The 15670-nt window shown below is 64.9% G+C and carries 11 protein-coding genes; 2 read left to right on the forward strand and 9 right to left on the reverse strand.

Features of this window, described 5'->3' with window-relative positions:
• Positions 1–23 precede the first annotated feature (23 nt).
• The 8 genes from GGD66_RS21535 to GGD66_RS21570 form a co-directional block, all read right to left on the reverse strand.
• Entirely contained in the window at positions 24–914 is an 891-nt protein-coding gene (locus GGD66_RS21535) for a crotonase/enoyl-CoA hydratase family protein (protein WP_183258955.1), read from the reverse strand.
• Between the two features lie 303 nt (positions 915–1217).
• Entirely contained in the window at positions 1218–2639 is a 1422-nt protein-coding gene (locus GGD66_RS21540; protein WP_183258956.1) for an amidase, read from the reverse strand.
• Between the two features lie 2 nt (positions 2640–2641).
• Complete coding sequence (locus GGD66_RS21545; protein ID WP_183258957.1) at positions 2642–3805, reverse strand: M20 aminoacylase family protein; 1164 nt, start codon at positions 3803–3805, stop codon at positions 2642–2644.
• A 13-nt stretch (positions 3806–3818) separates the two neighbouring features.
• Complete coding sequence (locus GGD66_RS21550; RefSeq protein WP_183258958.1) at positions 3819–5324, reverse strand: M81 family metallopeptidase; 1506 nt, start codon at positions 5322–5324, stop codon at positions 3819–3821.
• 300 nt (positions 5325–5624) lie between these two features.
• Positions 5625–7274 (reverse strand): ABC transporter ATP-binding protein, encoded by a 1650-nt coding sequence (locus tag GGD66_RS21555; protein WP_183259145.1) that lies wholly within the window; start codon positions 7272–7274, stop codon positions 5625–5627.
• A 14-nt stretch (positions 7275–7288) separates the two neighbouring features.
• A complete protein-coding gene (locus GGD66_RS21560; protein ID WP_028141177.1) occupies positions 7289–8176 on the reverse strand; it encodes an ABC transporter permease in 888 nt (295 codons plus the stop codon).
• Positions 8177–8194: 18 nt separating this feature from the next.
• Positions 8195–9136, reverse strand: coding sequence for an ABC transporter permease (locus GGD66_RS21565; protein WP_179734267.1), 942 nt, complete (start codon positions 9134–9136; stop codon positions 8195–8197).
• Positions 9137–9346: 210 nt separating this feature from the next.
• Complete coding sequence (locus GGD66_RS21570; protein WP_183258959.1) at positions 9347–10477, reverse strand: M20/M25/M40 family metallo-hydrolase; 1131 nt, start codon at positions 10475–10477, stop codon at positions 9347–9349.
• 269 nt (positions 10478–10746) lie between these two features.
• Between GGD66_RS21570 and GGD66_RS21575 the strand changes: the two genes are divergently transcribed.
• Positions 10747–12357, forward strand: a complete 1611-nt coding sequence (locus tag GGD66_RS21575) for an ABC transporter substrate-binding protein (protein WP_018322086.1) — start codon at positions 10747–10749, stop codon at positions 12355–12357.
• 159 nt (positions 12358–12516) lie between these two features.
• A complete protein-coding gene (locus tag GGD66_RS21580) occupies positions 12517–14184 on the forward strand; it encodes a glycosyltransferase family 39 protein (RefSeq protein WP_183258960.1) in 1668 nt (555 codons plus the stop codon).
• Between the two features lie 205 nt (positions 14185–14389).
• Here GGD66_RS21580 and GGD66_RS21585 read toward each other — a convergent pair whose 3' ends face one another.
• A complete protein-coding gene (locus tag GGD66_RS21585) occupies positions 14390–15640 on the reverse strand; it encodes a multidrug effflux MFS transporter (protein WP_092259200.1) in 1251 nt (416 codons plus the stop codon).
• Positions 15641–15670 lie beyond the last annotated feature (30 nt).

Here is a 15670-nt window from a genome sequence, read left to right on the forward strand (position 1 = left end):
CCCACCCTACGAGAGCTACGAAGCTACTTGTATTCCCGCTCCGTCCACCACGGGAAATAGTCCGGCATGTCGCTGGACACCTTGTTCTGGAACTGCGCGGGGCGCTTTTCCAGGAACGACACCACGCCTTCCTTCACATCGTCGGAGCGGCCGCGGGCGTAGATGCCGCGGCTGTCGACCTTGTGGGCCTCCATCGGATCATCGGCGCCCATCATGCGCCACATCATCTGGCGGATCAGCGCAACCGATACCGGTGCGGTCTTCGCCGCGAACTCCTTGGCGAGCGCGCGGGCGGTCGGCAGGAGGTCATCAGGGGAGACGACCTTGCTGACGAGACGGCCGGCGAGGGCCTCCTGGGCCGGGAAGACGCGGCCCGAATAGCACCATTCCAGCGCCTGCGAGATGCCGACAATGCGTGGCAGGAACCAGCTCGACGCCGCCTCCGGCACGATGCCACGCTGGGAGAACACGAAGCCGAAGCGAGCGGCGTCGGAAGCAATGCGGATGTCCATCGCGAGCTGCATGGTGACGCCGATGCCGACCGCAGGGCCGTTCACGGCGGCGATGACGGGCTTCAGGCACTTGAAAATGCGCAAGGTCACCTGGCCGCCGCCGTCGCGCACCTGCGGATCGCTGTAGTCGACCTTGCCGTCGGCGCAGCGTTTGACGGGCCCGCGCCGGGCGTCGCGATCGAACGTGTCGGCGCCCGACGACAGATCGGCACCCGCGCAAAAGCCGCGGCCGGCGCCTGTCACGATGATGGCGCGGACGTTATCGTCCTTGTCGGCGGCGTCGAATGCGTCGATCAGCTCTGCCTGCATCTGCGCGTTGAAGGCGTTGAGCTTGTCGGGCCGGTTCAGGGTGATGGTGAGGATCTGCTCGGCGACCTCGTATTTGATCGTCTCATACGCCATGGCGGTTTCCTTCCTTTTGTTCTTTCGCTGCGCAGATGGCACAGGGCTTGAGTTTTCTTTACCCTCCCCTGGAGGGGGAGGGTCGATCGCGCGCAGCGCGAGCGGGGTGGGGTGATCTCTCCTCTCGGGCACTGCTGGACGCGGAGAGAACGTCACCCCACCCCGTCTCACATTTCGCTGCGCTCAACGTGAGCCGACCCTCCCCCTCCAGGGGAGGGTAAGCAAGAGGCTCCGCATGCTGCCTGTCCAAAGACTTCCGGGCTTGCGCTTAAAGGGCGCGCTTCCCGGAATGACGAGAACGTCTTACTTCGCCGGCGGCCTCGGCCAGGGCTTCTGCGGCCCGCGCAAACCTTCAAAAGCCTTGGCCATGCCGAGCACGCCGATATCGTCGAAGCGGCGGCCGACGATCTGTACGCCGATGGGAAAACCCTTGGCGTCGAAGCCGCCGTTGATGGAGATGGCGGGGTTCTCCGACATATTCCATGGCACGGTATAGGCGATGTGCTCGAACGGCTTCATCGGATCGTTGGTCGGCGAGGCCCAGTCCGCCGGATAGTTCACGTTCGGCGCGGTCGGCGAGATCACATAGTCGAGCTCGCAGAACAGCTTTGACGCCGCAGCCCGGATCGCCATGGTCTGGTTGAAGCCGCGGATGACATCGATGCCAGAGAGCTTGGCGCCGGACTCGCCCCATTTGAAGATATAGGGCAGCACCTTGGCCTGTTCGGCCGGCGTCAGCTTGGCCAGATCATCCCACATCCGCGCGCGCCAGAAGTTGTCGAGGCCGTCGAGCATCTCGCGCGTCAGGATGCCGTCGACCTCGGTCACGACGCTACCTGCGGATTCGAACGCTTTTGCCGCCTTCACCGCGACCTCGCGCACCGGTTTCTCCAGCGCCAGGCCGCAGCCGGGATCAAGCATCAGGCCGATGCGCAGCTTGCGCGGAGACTTCTCTGCTCCCTTCCAGTTCAGCGGCTCGGCGGGCAGGCTCATGCCGTCGCGCCGGTCAGGCTTTGCGATCACGCTCATCATCAGCGCGCAATCGTCGACCGTGCGGGTCATGGGGCCGGCGACGCGCCCGACATAGGTGGGGTCGATCGGCACGCGACCGAAGCTCGGCTTTAGGCCGACGAGGCCGCACCAGCCCGCAGGCAGGCGAACCGAGCCGCCGATATCGGTGCCGAGATGTAGCGGACCATAGCCGGCCGCGGCAGCCGCGCCTGCGCCCGCGCTGGAGCCGCCGGGGTTCTTCGAGAGGTCCCAGGGGTTACGCGCGAGTGCGTGGAAACTGGAGAGGCCGGATGACAGCATGCCGTAATCGGGCATCGTGGTCTTGGCGAAGATGACCGCGCCGGCCTCGCGCAGGCGTGCGGCGGGCGGGGCGTCCTTCTCGGCCGGCACCAGCTTGACGTTGGCCGCGCCCAGCGGCACCGGCACGCCCTTGGTCGCGATGTTGTCCTTCACCGTGACGGGCACGCCATCGAGCGCGCCGGATGGCTCACCGCCGGACCAGCGCGCGGTCGAGGCCTTCGCGGCCTCGCGCGCGCCGTCGGGATCGAATGCATAGAGCGCCTTCAGATGCGGCTCCCACGCAGCGACATGCGCGAGCAAATCCTCCAGCACCTCGCTCGGCGAGAATTGCTTGGCGCGATAGCCCGCGATCAGATCGACCGCGGACAGATCGTGCAGCGAGGTAACTGCTTCCTCAGGGCTCTTCTTATGCATTGCTAACCTACCGGCATACGGGTCTCGATGATCCGGGCGAACATGCTGGCGCCGATCGGCAGGATCTTGTCGTCGAGCACGAAGCCGGGATTGTGCACGGGCACGTTGCCGTCATGGCCGACCCAGAAATAGGCGCCGGGAATGGTCTCCAGCATGTCGGCAAAATCCTCGCTGCCCATCTTGGGCTGGGCGCGCGTGATCACGTTGGCGGGGTCGACGATGGTGCGCGCGACCTCTTCGACCACCTTGGACTGCTCGACCTGGTTGACCAGCACGCCGAAGGTGTCGCGGATGTCGACGTCGATCACGCAACTATAGGCGCTTGCGATGCCGGCGCAGATGGTGCGGATGCGTTCGCTGACCAGGGTGCGAACTTCCTTCGAGAAGGTGCGGATGGTGCCGCAAAGATGTGCGTCGCCGGGAATGACGTTGTAGGCGGAGCCCGCGTGGATCTGGGTGATCGACACCACCGCAGCCTGCAGCGGCTCGACGTTGCGGCTGACGATGGTCTGGATCGCCTGCGCCAGCGTGGTCGCGATGATCACCGCGTCCTTGGAGCGCTCGGGCATCGCGCCATGCGCGCCATAGCCGGTGATACGCAGGTCGAAGAAGTCGGCGCTGGCCATCGCCGGGCCGGGCAGGATCGCGATCTCGCCATGGTTGAGGTCGGGTGCGTTGTGCAGGCCGTACAGCTCGTCGCAGGGGAATTTTTCGAACAGGCCGTCCTTGATCATCGCGCGGGCGCCGCCGAGGCCTTCCTCGGCCGGCTGGAAGATCAGGTGCACGGTGCCGTCGAAGTTCTTGGTCTCGGCGAGATAGCGCGCGGTGCCGAGCAGCATGGTGGTGTGGCCGTCATGGCCGCAGCCGTGGAAGCGGCCGGGGATTTTCGAGCTCCACTTCAGATTGGTGTTCTCTTCCATCGGCAGCGCGTCCATGTCGGCGCGAAGGCCGATGCGCTTGTTGCCCGAACCTTTGCCCTTGATCACGCCGATCACGCCGGTGCCGCCGAGACCGCGATGCACCTCGATGCCCCAGCTCTTCAGCTTGTCGGCGACGATGCCGGAGGTGCGCACTTCCTCGAAGCCGATCTCGGGATGGGCGTGCAGGTCGCGGCGGATGGCGGTGAGCTCGTCGGCGTAACCGTCGATGCGATCGATCGTGGGCATGGGTTCTGTCCAGTTAGCGTGAGGGAGGCGAGAAAACGGGGCCGTTCGGCTTGATGCGAATGCCCGGCCGCAGGCGCGTCCAGGGCAGGGTGGCGGTGTCGGCCGGCATCGCGCCCGGTGCGGCGCAGATCATCAGCTTTTCCGCGATCGGCTCGAAATCGGCGCGGAAGTGCACCGAGCTCTTGTTGACCAGAATCTTCTGTTCGGTCGGCTCGATGCCGACATAGCGGTACATCGCCTGGTCGGCGAGCTGCGCCTTGTGCGAGGAGACGACGACGCGGACGTCGCCGATGCGCAGGCAAGCGGAGGGGCCCATCTCCATCTCGCGGCCGCCATAGTAAGGGCCGGGCGCGATGAAGCGGCCGTCGGAGAGCTTTTCGACCACGAAGGTCTCACGATAGGGCTCGTCGCCGGGGATGCCGGACTTGCCGCCGAGCGACAGCGTCACGATGGCACCGACGCCGGCATCATGCGCGGCCTTGGCCGAGACCGGATCGTAGATCGCGCCGGTCGCGGCGCTCGCTCTGTTGCGCACCAGCGCGCGCAGCATGCCAGTCGTATCGGAATCGCCGCCGGCGCCGGGATTGTCCTGGGTGTCGGCGATGATGATCGGCCTGCTCGCGCTCTTCGAAAGCTCCATCGCGTGGCGCACGCCATCATCGGGCGACCAGATCTTGCCGTCGAAATCGTCCTCGTGGCTTTCGATCAGCTTGACGATCGCATCGGCCGCACGGTCGGCATCGGCTTGCGTCCTGCCATAGGCGAACACGCTCGGCCCGCAATCGCGGAAGTCGGCGGCGGGAAAGCCGGGCGCGAAAGACAGCGTCGGAACTGCGTCACTCTCCAGCGCGGCGAGCTGTTCGTAGATGCCTTTAGTTGGCTGGTCGTTGGTGCATTGCCAGCTGATCGGGATCAGGAACGGCAATTGCCGGAACGACTTGGCAAAGCGCTGCTTTGTTTGCAGCAGCAGCGCGAGATGGCGCGCAGAGGCACGGCCGGTCTCGGCCATGTCGACATGCGGATAGGTGCGGTAGGCGATCAGCGCGTCGGCATGTTCCATCATCTCCGGCGTGACGTTGGCATGGAGGTCGAGGCTGGTGACCAGCGGAACGTCCTTGCCGATGACGCGGCGCACGCGCGCCAGAATCTCGCCTTCGCCATCGTCGAGATGCTCGGTCACCATGGCGCCGTGCAGGTCGAGATAGACGGCATCGAGCGGGCCGGCGGCCGCGATGCCGTCGACCATCACCTTCACGATGCGCTCGAAGGCGTCCTTGGTGACATGCGCCGACGGGCTCGCACCGCAGGCAATCGTCGGAACAAGTTCCCAGCCATTCGCTTCGGCGCTATCGACGAAGCCGGCGAGGCCGACATTGATGCGCCGCATCACCTTCAGCACGTCGGCGCCTTCTGTCATCGCAGGCCAGCCGCCGCCATGCTGGAAGTCGGCGAAGGTCGCCTTGGTGGGAGCGAAGGTATTGGTCTCGTGCAGGAAGCCGCCGACGGCGATGCGTGTCATTCAGTTCAGTCCAATCAATCAAGAGGGCGCGACGTTAGCCTTGGCCCTGCGGCGAGAGCAAGGTGGGAAGCACTCGCGCCGCGCATAGGATCAAGCTGTTTTGGGAATGCTGCGGGTGCGGTGGGTGTTGTGAGTGGCTCTGCCGACCACACTCGCGGTGTCGTCCCTGCGAACGCAGGGACCCATAACCCCAGGGAGGAGTTTGGCGAAGATCGGTCGTTCGGGATTAGCGCCACGCGCGGTCGCTGGATTCCGCGGTATGGGTCCCTGCTTTCGCAGGGACGACACCGGAGGATGTTGCTACAGGCTGGCCGCCACACCTTCCGCCACCGGCCGGAAGTTCGCAAAGTCCCAGTCGCGGCCGGGAGCGGCATCCAGCAGCGCCCTGGTGTAGGCCTCCTTCGGATGCGTCAGCACCTCAGCGGCCGGGCCTTGTTCGACGACACGGCCATGCTGCATCACCACGACCTCGTCGCAGATCTGCGCTGCGACACGCAGATCGTGGGTGATGAACAGGATCGCGATGCCGAGGCGCTTCTGGATCTCGTCGAAGAGTTCCAGCACCTGCGCCTGCACCGAGACGTCGAGCGCGGAGACGGCTTCGTCCGCGACCAGCACGTCCGGATCGAGCGCGAGCGCGCGGGCAATGGCGATACGCTGGCGCTGGCCGCCGGAGAACTGGTGCGGATAGCGCGATACTGCATCGGCGGGCAGGCCGACCAGCTCGAGCAGCTCGCGGGCGCGCTTCATCGCATCGGGATGGGCGACGCCGTAATTGATCGGGCCCTCCGCAATACTCTCGCCGACCGTGACACGCGGGTTGAGTGAGCGGTAGGGATCCTGGAACACGATCTGGATCTTCTGCCGGTGCGGCTGCAGCAGGCGGCGCGAGATGCCGGCAATCTCTCGGCCGGCGAGGCGCACGCCGCCGGAGGTCGGATCGATCAGGCGCACGATGCAGCGCGCCACGGTCGACTTGCCCGAGCCGCTTTCGCCGACGATGCCGAGCGTGCGCCCCTTGCGCAGCGTCAGCGTCACCTTGTCGGCGGCGACGACCTCGCGGCCTTTGCCGAAGAAGGCGCGCTCCTTGTAGACCTTGCTGAGGTCGTTAGCCTCGAGCACGACCGGCTCGCGGCTCTCCTCGCGCGGCGGCCGCGGCACCAGGCTCGGCACCGAGGAGAGCAGATTGCGGGTGTATTCCATGGTCGGATTGCGCAGCACGGCCTCGAGCGGGCCGGTCTCGACCAGCCGGCCCTGCCGCATCACGGCGACGCGGTCGGCGATCTCGGCGACCACGCCCATGTCGTGGGTGATGAACAGCACGGCCGTGCCGTGATCGCGCTGGAGCTCGCGGATCAGGGACAAGATCTGCTTCTGCGTGGTGACGTCGAGCGCGGTGGTCGGCTCGTCCGCGATCAAGAGCTTCGGCTCCAGCACCAGCGCCATCGCGATCATGATGCGCTGGCGCTGGCCGCCGGAGAGGCGGTGCGGGTAGGAGGCGAAGATGCGCTCGACCTGGGGCAGGTGGACCTGCTCCATCATGTCGAGGATGCGCTTCTTTCGCGCCTTGGCATCGAGATTGGTGTGCGCGCGCAGCACCTCGTCGATCTGGCGGCCGACCGGCACCACCGGATTGAGCGCGGTCATCGGCTCCTGGAAGATCATCGCCATCTGCGTGGCGCGGAGCTGGCGCAGGCGGCGGTCGGTCGCGGTGAGCAGCTCTTCGCCGACCAGCTTGATGCTGCCGGCGGTGGGAACCAGCGTGCCCTTCGGCAGCAGGCCCATCGTGGTCAGCGAGGTCACCGACTTGCCCGAGCCGCTTTCCCCGACGAGGCACAGCGTCTCGCGCTCGCGGACCTGGATCGAGATGCCGTCGATGATCTTTGGCCCGCCCGGCTTCTTGCCGACGGAGACGACGAGGTTGTTGATGTCGAGAACCGTGTTGGTCATCACTTGATCAGTCATCACTTGCCTTCCCGCTGCTTCATGCGCGGATCGAGTGCGTCGCGGGCGGCGTCGCCGATCAGATTGATGCTGAGGATGGCGATCGAGAGCAGCAGGCCCGGCCAGAAGATCAGCGACGGCTTGATCTGGAAGTACTGGCGGCCCTCGGCCATGATGTTGCCCCAGGTCGGCGTCTCCGGCGAGATGCCGGCGCCGAGGAAGGAGAGGATCGCCTCGGTGAGGATCGCGCTCGCGCAGATATAGGTGCCCTGGACGATCAGCGGCGCCACCGTGTTCGGCATCAGATGCCGCCACATGATCTTCGGCAAGGACGAGCCGACCGAGATCGCTGCCTCGACATAAGGCTCCTCGCGCGCCGACAGCACGACCGAGCGGACCAGCCGCGCCACGCGCGGAATCTCGGGGATGGTGATCGCGATCAGCACGGTCCAGAGGCTGGCGCCGGACAGCGACACGACGGCGATCGCGAGCAGGATGCTCGGCATCGCCATCAGGCCGTCCATGACCCGCATCAGCACGGCATCGACCAGCTTGAAGAAGCCGGAGACGAGGCCGATCGCAAGGCCGATGACGATCGACAGGATCGCAGAGCCGATGCCGATCAGCAGCGAGATGCGGCCGCCATAGACGACGCGCGACAACAGGTCACGACCATAGGCATCGGTGCCGAGCAGGAATTGCGCGGACGACGGCTTGAGCCGTTGCGACGGCGCGAGCTGGATCGGATCATGCGGCGCGATCAGCGGCGCCAGGATCGAGATCAGGATGATCAGCGCGAGCAGGACCGTCGCCGTGGCGATGATCGGCGTCGAGGTGAGGAAGCCGAAGCGCGGCCGCAGCGGCGACGTGATCGGAATGGAGGACTGGGGAAGGGTATCGACCGACATTCTATTCTTGTCCTTGCCTCAGTACCGGATCCGGGGATCGAGCAGGGTGTAGGCGACGTCGATGAGAAGATTGACGACGACATAGATCAGCGACGTCAGCAGGATCATCGCCTGGATCACCGGATAGTCGCGCGCCAGCACCGCATCCACGGTGAGGCGGCCGATGCCGGGGATGTTGAACACGCTCTCGGTGACGACGACGCCGGAGATCAGCAGCGCAAAGCCGGTGCCGATCACGGTGATGACGGGCACGGCGGCGTTGCGCAGCGCGTGGCGCATCATCACGGCGACCTCGTTGATGCCCTTGGCGCGCGCGGTGCGCACATAGTCCTCGCCGAGCACATCCAGCATCGCCGCGCGTGTCATGCGCGCGATCAGCGCGATGTAGATGAAGGAGAGCGCGCAGGTCGGCAGGATCATGCGCTCGAAGAACGGTCCGAAGCCGTTAAAGATGCTGCGGAAGCCCTGCACCGGCACCCACCGCAGTTCGATCGCGAAGACCTGGATCAGAATATAGCCGACCACGAACACCGGCACCGAGAAGCCGAGCACGGAAAGCCCCATCACGAAACGGTCGATCCAGGTGCCGTGCTTCCACGCGGCGATCACGCCGAGGGGAACCGCCACGATCACGGCGAGGATGATGGTGCACAGCGCGATCGAGATCGACGGCTCGACGCGCTGGCCGATCATCTTCATCACAGGCAGATTGGAGATCAGCGAGGTCCCGAGATCGCCGTGGAGCAGCTTGTTCACCCAGGTGACGAACTGCACGATCAAGGGCTCGTTGAGGCCGAGCGAGGTGCGGATGCGCTCGAGCCGTTCCGGCGTTGCATTGTCGCCGGCGAGGATCGCGGCGGGATCGCCGGGGGTGAGGCGGAGCAGGAGGAAGACGAACAGCGCGACGACGCCCATCACGGGCACGGCGGCGAAGATTCGGCGAAGGAGATATCCGAGCAAGTTGGATCCGTCAGATTAGAGTAAATCGGCGGCAGCGGTCGTAGTCTGTTCTGCCACCAGCCTAACATTTCAGCAATTCCCGTGCCATCAGGGCCACAGTTTTTGCAGTGCGGTCAGCTGTTTTGGCGACCCCTCTTCAAGGGGGCCAGCGGAGCGTGCCCGCCAGACGAAATATCGCGGCGCGCCGCCAGGCGCGCCCATCCAATCCGGTCACTCCAGCGTCGCAAGTAGCCCGGCCATCAGCCGGCCGCGCTCAACGAGACTCTCGACTTCGATATACTCCTCTAAGGTGTGGCCATTGGCTCCGCGCACGCCTAGGCCGTCGAGCGTCGGGATTCCCATCGCACCGGTGAAGTTGCCGTCGGAGCCGCCGCCGGAGCTCGCATGCGGCAGTTCGGCGCCAAGCGACTTGGCGATGCCGCGCGCCTTCTCATACAACGCCATCGTGCCGGCATCCGGCTCCCACACCGGACGCGTCACCCCGCGCGTCACCTTGAAGGAAACATCGTTGGCCATGCCCGACAGCGCCAGCATCCGCTCGACGCCGCGATCGAGATCGGCCTGCCGCTTGGCCATGGAGAGCGCTTCGCCGGTGGCGGTCGTGGCAACGCAATTGACCCATTGCCCGCCATGCACGACGCCGACCGAGAAGGTGCAGTCCTCCGTCGTCATCGCGTCGATGGCGAGAATCTGCCGCGCCATCTCGCGGATCGCCGAGCGTCCCGCCGACAGCGTCGCGCCGGCGTGGCTCGGCCGGCCCGTCGCCTCGAGATTGAAGCGTGCGATGGCGTAACGTCCGGTGGTGACGCCGTTGTCGGCGCGGCCGGGCTCGGGCACCAGGACATATTTGTTGCGGGCGGCTTCCGCCTCGATGATGTCGCGCGTCGAGGGCGTGCCCACTTCCTCGTCCGGCGTGAACAGCACGGTGATCGGCAGCGGTGTGGTGAACGATGCACGCGCCAGTTGCCGGATCGCTTCCAGCGAGAGGTAGTTGCCGCCCTTCATGTCATAGATGCCGGGGCCGTAGCACCGATTGCCCTCGCGCCGCCATTTCAACTTCTCGATGGTACCGACCGGGTGGACGGTATCCATATGGCCGGCGATCAGGATGCCCGGCTCGCCCTGTTTCGGATGCGGAAAGCGCGCGCGGATCACGCCGCCGAAACCTTGCCGGCCGGCGATGCGCTCGATCGTCGCACCCATGATCGCCATATCCCGCGCTGCGATATCGAGCATGCGATTCACCGCATCAGCGTCCCAGGTCGGGCTTTCGCATTCGACCCAGCCGCGCAGACCCTGGAGCATCGCCTCGGAATCGAAAGGAAGATTGGCTGGATTCATCTCAATGTCTCTCAAGCTTCGAAAGATGGAATGCGCATTGCATTGGTGCGGGGCAGGACGAGTGGAGAGTGTTGTAGAGCCAAACCGATCCTTGTGGAGCCCGTGCCCGCGCCGCCAGGGCTTGCAGCGAAACCGGATTGACGCGCTCGGCACTGTCTGCAAGTCTCGAAAGATAAAGGCATTGCATGAGGTTAGTTCGCCCAAGGAACGAGCCCCATGCTTAACCAATAACCTGCCTTTGAACAGTTTCACGTCAGGAGAAACTTTTTATGTTCCACTTCATGCGCCGGGGGCCTCGCGCGTTTGCCTCCAAACTTGCGCTGTCTGTCGTTGCGCTTTCGACGGCGCTTGCCTCGCCAGTGCTAGCAGCCGGCAAGACCATTACGGCGGTGATGCATTCGGATCTGCGCATCATCGATCCGATCTTCACCACGGCCTACATCACGCGTGACCATGGCTACATGGTCTACGACACGCTGGTGGCTCCCGATTCGAGCTTCAAGATTCAGCCGCAGATGGCGGACTGGAAGATCTCCGACGACAAGCTCACCTACACCTTCACGCTGCGCGACGGCCTCAAATGGCATGACGGTGCGCCGGTGACGGCGGAAGATTGCGTCGCCTCGCTGAAGCGCTGGGCCGCGGTCGACGGCATGGGCCAGAAGCTCCTGGACTTCACCGCGAGCATCGAGGCGACCGACGCCAAGACCATCACGCTGAAGCTGAAGGAGCCCTACGGCCTCGTGCTCGACTCCATCGGCAAGCCGTCCTCGCGCGTCGCCTTCATGATGCCGAAGCGCCTCGCCGAGACGCCGCCGGACAAGCAGATCCCCGAGCAGATCGGCTCGGGCCCCTTCAAGTTCGTGGCGTCGGAATTCCAGCCTGGCGTCAAGGCGGTCTACGTCAAGAACACCGATTACGTGCCGCGCAAGGAGCCGGCGAGCTGGACCTCCGGCGGCAAGGTGGCGAAGGTCGACCGCGTCGAATGGATCACCATGCCGGACTCGCAGACCGCCGTGAACGCGCTGCAGTCGGGCGACATCGACTTCATGGAAAACCTGCCCTACGACATGCTGCCGGTGCTGGAGGCGAACAAGGAGATCACGATCGAGGTCTCGAACAAGTTCGGCTTTCAGACGCTCGGCCGGATGAACTTCCTCTATCCGCCGTTCGACAACGTGAAGGTGCGACGTGCAGCTCTTCTGGCGATGAACCAGAAGGACGTTCTCGACGCGCTGGTCGGCAATGCCAAGTACCAGAAGATCTGCGGCGCGTTCTTCGTTTGCGATACGCCGTTCGCGACCGAGGTCGGCGCCGAGACCCTGGTGAAGGGCAATGGTATGGCGGAGGCCAAGAAGGCGCTCGCCGAATCCGGATATGACGGCACCCCGGTCGTCATCATGGCGCCCGGCGACGTCACCACGCTCAAGGCCCAGCCCATCGTCGCGGCCCAGCTGCTGCGCGAAGCCGGCTTCAAGGTCGATCTGCAAGCGACCGATTGGCAGACGGTGGTGAGCCGCCGTGCCAGTCAGAAGCCGCCGAAGGAGGGTGGCTGGAACATGTTCTTCACCAACTGGGTCGCGGCCGACGTCTCCAACCCGATCGCCAATCTCTCGATCGGCGGCCAGGGCAAGAAGGGCGGCTGGTTCGGCTGGGCGGAAAGCGCCAAGATCGAGCAGCTCAAGGACGCGTTCGTCCGCGCGCCGTCGATCGACGAGCAGAAGAAGATCGCCGCCGACATCCAGAAGGAAGCCTATGAGCAGGTGATCTACATCCCGCTGGGGCAATACCTGCTGCCGAGCGGCTGGCGTAAATCGCTGACCGGCGTGCTCGACGGCCCGGCGACGCCGCTGTTCTGGAACGTCGACAAGTCGGAGTAAGGGGAGGCGAATTCACGTAGCCTTCGTCGTCTTCACCATGCGGCGCCGCTGTCATCAGCGGCGCCGTTGTCTTTTGTGGTCTTGCGTCGGCGGAAAAGCGTTGCGGCTTTTAACCTTTCCAGTTTCCGGTCATTGCTATTTGTTTCAATCTTGAAATAGATGCGTCGTCCTTACGCGTCATTTTCCCTCCTCAACCTGATTCCCGTGCCGATCGATTTTGCATTCCAGGCGATGGCCGAACGGTCCGATCGCGCGCCGGCGCGTTGGCGGCGGCCTTTCCTGCATTGGCTCGATGGCGTCGAGGCGGGCTGGGCCGTTCCGCTCCTCATCGGCTGTTTCGTCGCGATCTGGACGCTCTATCTGGCGATCGCCTATGCCGGCGGCGGCCTGCACCCTGATACGCTCGAGGCCTGGATGCTGGGGCAGCATTTCGCCTGGGGCTATCACAAGCATCCTCCCTTGACCGGCTGGATCGCCGCCAGCTGGACCTCTGTCTTCCCGCTCAGCGATTGGTCGTTGCAATTGATGGCGATGACCAATGCCGGGCTTGCGCTGATCTTCGTCGACCGGATCGCGCGGCAATTCGTGACCGGGCACAAGCGCATCCTGGTGCTTTTGCTGCTGATGCTGACGCCGGTCTATCAATTCCATGCCCAGCGCTTCAATGCCAATTCGGTGCTGCTGGCGGTCTGGCCGCTGGCGACCTGGTGCTTCCTGCGCGCATTCGAGACGCGCGCCCCGCTGTGGGCGGTCGCAATGGGATGCACGACGGCGCTGGCGATGGTCGGCAAATATTATTCGGTCTTTCTCGTCACGAGCTTCGCGTTTGCCGCGCTGGCGCACCCGGCGCGGCGCGCTTATTTCACCTCCGCTTCGCCCTGGATCTCGGTCGTCGTCGGGCTCGCGGCGCTGTCACCTCACGTCTATTGGCTCGCGACAACGGGCGCGTCGACCTTCACCTACGCACTGGCGCACACAGGCGGCAACGCTGCGACCTCACTCGGCGAGGCGAGAAACTTTCTGCTGGGGCTGGCGGCCGCGATGAGCATGTCGGCCGTGTTCTGGGTGCTCGTTGCAGGAACGCGCTTGAAGCAGTTTCCGGCGGACTTCGCCGCAATGAGCCCGGGCCTGCGGCTTTTGTTCTACGTCGCGATGGGTACGATCGTGCTGCCGGTGGTGACGTCGCTCGCGATGGGCACCGATCTGCCGTCGCTATGGGCGTTGCAGGGACTGTTCCTGTTCACCGTTCTCGTGGTCTGCGGCACGAGCTACCCGATCGAGCGCTTCTACACGGTCAACCTCACCGTGATCTTGGCCGGCGTCGCGCTCGCGGCCGTCCTGATCGCCGCGCCGATCCATGCCGTCTATCGCAACGATCACGGGTATGAGGAGGGCCGGAATCTTTACGCCCAGGCGGCCAGTGAATTGACGCGCGAGTGGCGCGAGCAGACCGGTGTGCCGCTGGGCGCGGTGAGTGGTGATGGTTCGCTGGCCTTCGCCACCGCTTTCTACAGCCCGGACCATCCACGTCATGCGGCGCCCTTCGAGTACGACCAGACATTGGGCTTGCCGCGCAAGACGTCGCTCGACCGCGGCTGGGCCGCGCTGTGTTTCCGCGACCAGGAATCTTGCACCCGGTGGATGGCGTGGGCGTCCTCGCAGACCGGACACTTCGTCAGGCGCGAGTTCACCGTGCGGGCCACCCTGTGGGGGCGGCCCGGTCTCTCGCGGGAGGTGGTCGCTCTGATCGTGCGGCCCCGGGGAATGCGGATGATACCCAAGAGCGCTGCGGATGATTTCAGCGCCAGCAGGCGCGGTCCGGAATAGGCTCTGCGCTCAACAATGACTGTCGCGGACCTGCTCAAGACCCTCGCTCGCCAAAGGCGTCGTCAATGTGGCGTGCTCTTCGCTCGGCTCCGAATGTTCCGTCTTCCGCCGTTCGACGTCGCGGCGATCTTCCCGGTGTTCCGGTTCCATTGAATGTGACCTCTCGAATTGCTGCAGGACAACATCGAGCGGATCGGGAAGTTCCCTAAGTGATGGGACGATGATGCGGCTTGAACAGCCGGCCCTTTTCCACCACCAGCACGATCGCGAGCGCAGCGAGCGTCGACAGGAAGAAGCCGATCGAGAACGGCAGCAGCGTGCCGTCGAAACTCTGTCCGATCGCCATGCCGACCACGATTCCGATCAGCGTCGTGATCGACCCGTAGAGCGAGGAGGCGGTGCCGGCGATGTGGCCCTGCGGCTCCATCGCGAGCGCGGTGAAGTTGGCAACCATCATGCCGAACGAGAACATCATCAGAGCCGAGAGCACCATGAACAGGGTCAGCGGCAGGACGCCGAGAATTTCCGTCAGCAGCATCACGGCGGCGACGATTGTGTAGAGCGTCAGTGCGCCATGCGAGATCACGCGCATGCCGAGCCGCCCGACCAGCCTCGCATTGAGGAAGCCGGCGACGGCCGTGCCGGCTGCAATCGCTGCGAAGGCGAGTGGGAAGTAATGGCCGAGGTGATAGATGCCGGTGAAGACCTGCTGGGCGCAGAAGACAAAGGCGAACAGCGCGCCGATGACGCTGCCGGCGGCCGTGGCATAGCCGATGGTCTGGCGATTGGTCACGGTCTGCCGAAACGCCGAGAGCACGTCGGCGGGCGCCAGGGACCGGCGCCCGGATTCAGGAAGGGTTTCCGGCAGCCGCAGCACGCACCAGGCGAGCGCCAGCAGGCCGTAGAGCATCAGCACGACGAAGATGCCGCGCCACGCCGTCACCAGCAGCACCGCCTGTCCGAACGAGGGAGCGATCACGGGCACCGCGATGAACACCATCATGGCAAGCGACATCACGCTCGCCATGCGGCGGCCGACATAGCAGTCGCGCACGATCGAGGTCGCGATCACGCGTGTCGCCGAGGTGCCGAGCCCCTGCAGCGCGCGCGCCAGCAGCAGCGTCTCGAACGAGGGCGCCGCGACCGCCAGCACGCTCGCCACCGCATAGACCGCCATGCCGCCGAGCAGCACCGGCCGGCGGCCGAAGCGGTCCGACAAGGGACCCATCACGAACTGGCCGGCGCCGAAACCGATCAGGAAGGTCGACAGCACCAGCTGCAGATGGTTGGCGACGGGAATGTTGAAGGCTGTCCCGATATTGGGCAGCGCGGGCAGCATCATGTCCATCGCAAGCGGATTCAGCGCCATGATGGACGCGATCACGATGACGAATTCTGGAAATCCCATCGGGCGGTGTCCTGCGGACACCCAATCGTCGGCATTGACGTCAGACAAGAAGCTCACCTCTGAAATTGAGCGACTTTA

It is taken from the genome of Bradyrhizobium sp. CIR48, assembly GCF_014198315.1.
In the GTDB taxonomy this organism is placed as follows: domain Bacteria; phylum Pseudomonadota; class Alphaproteobacteria; order Rhizobiales; family Xanthobacteraceae; genus Bradyrhizobium.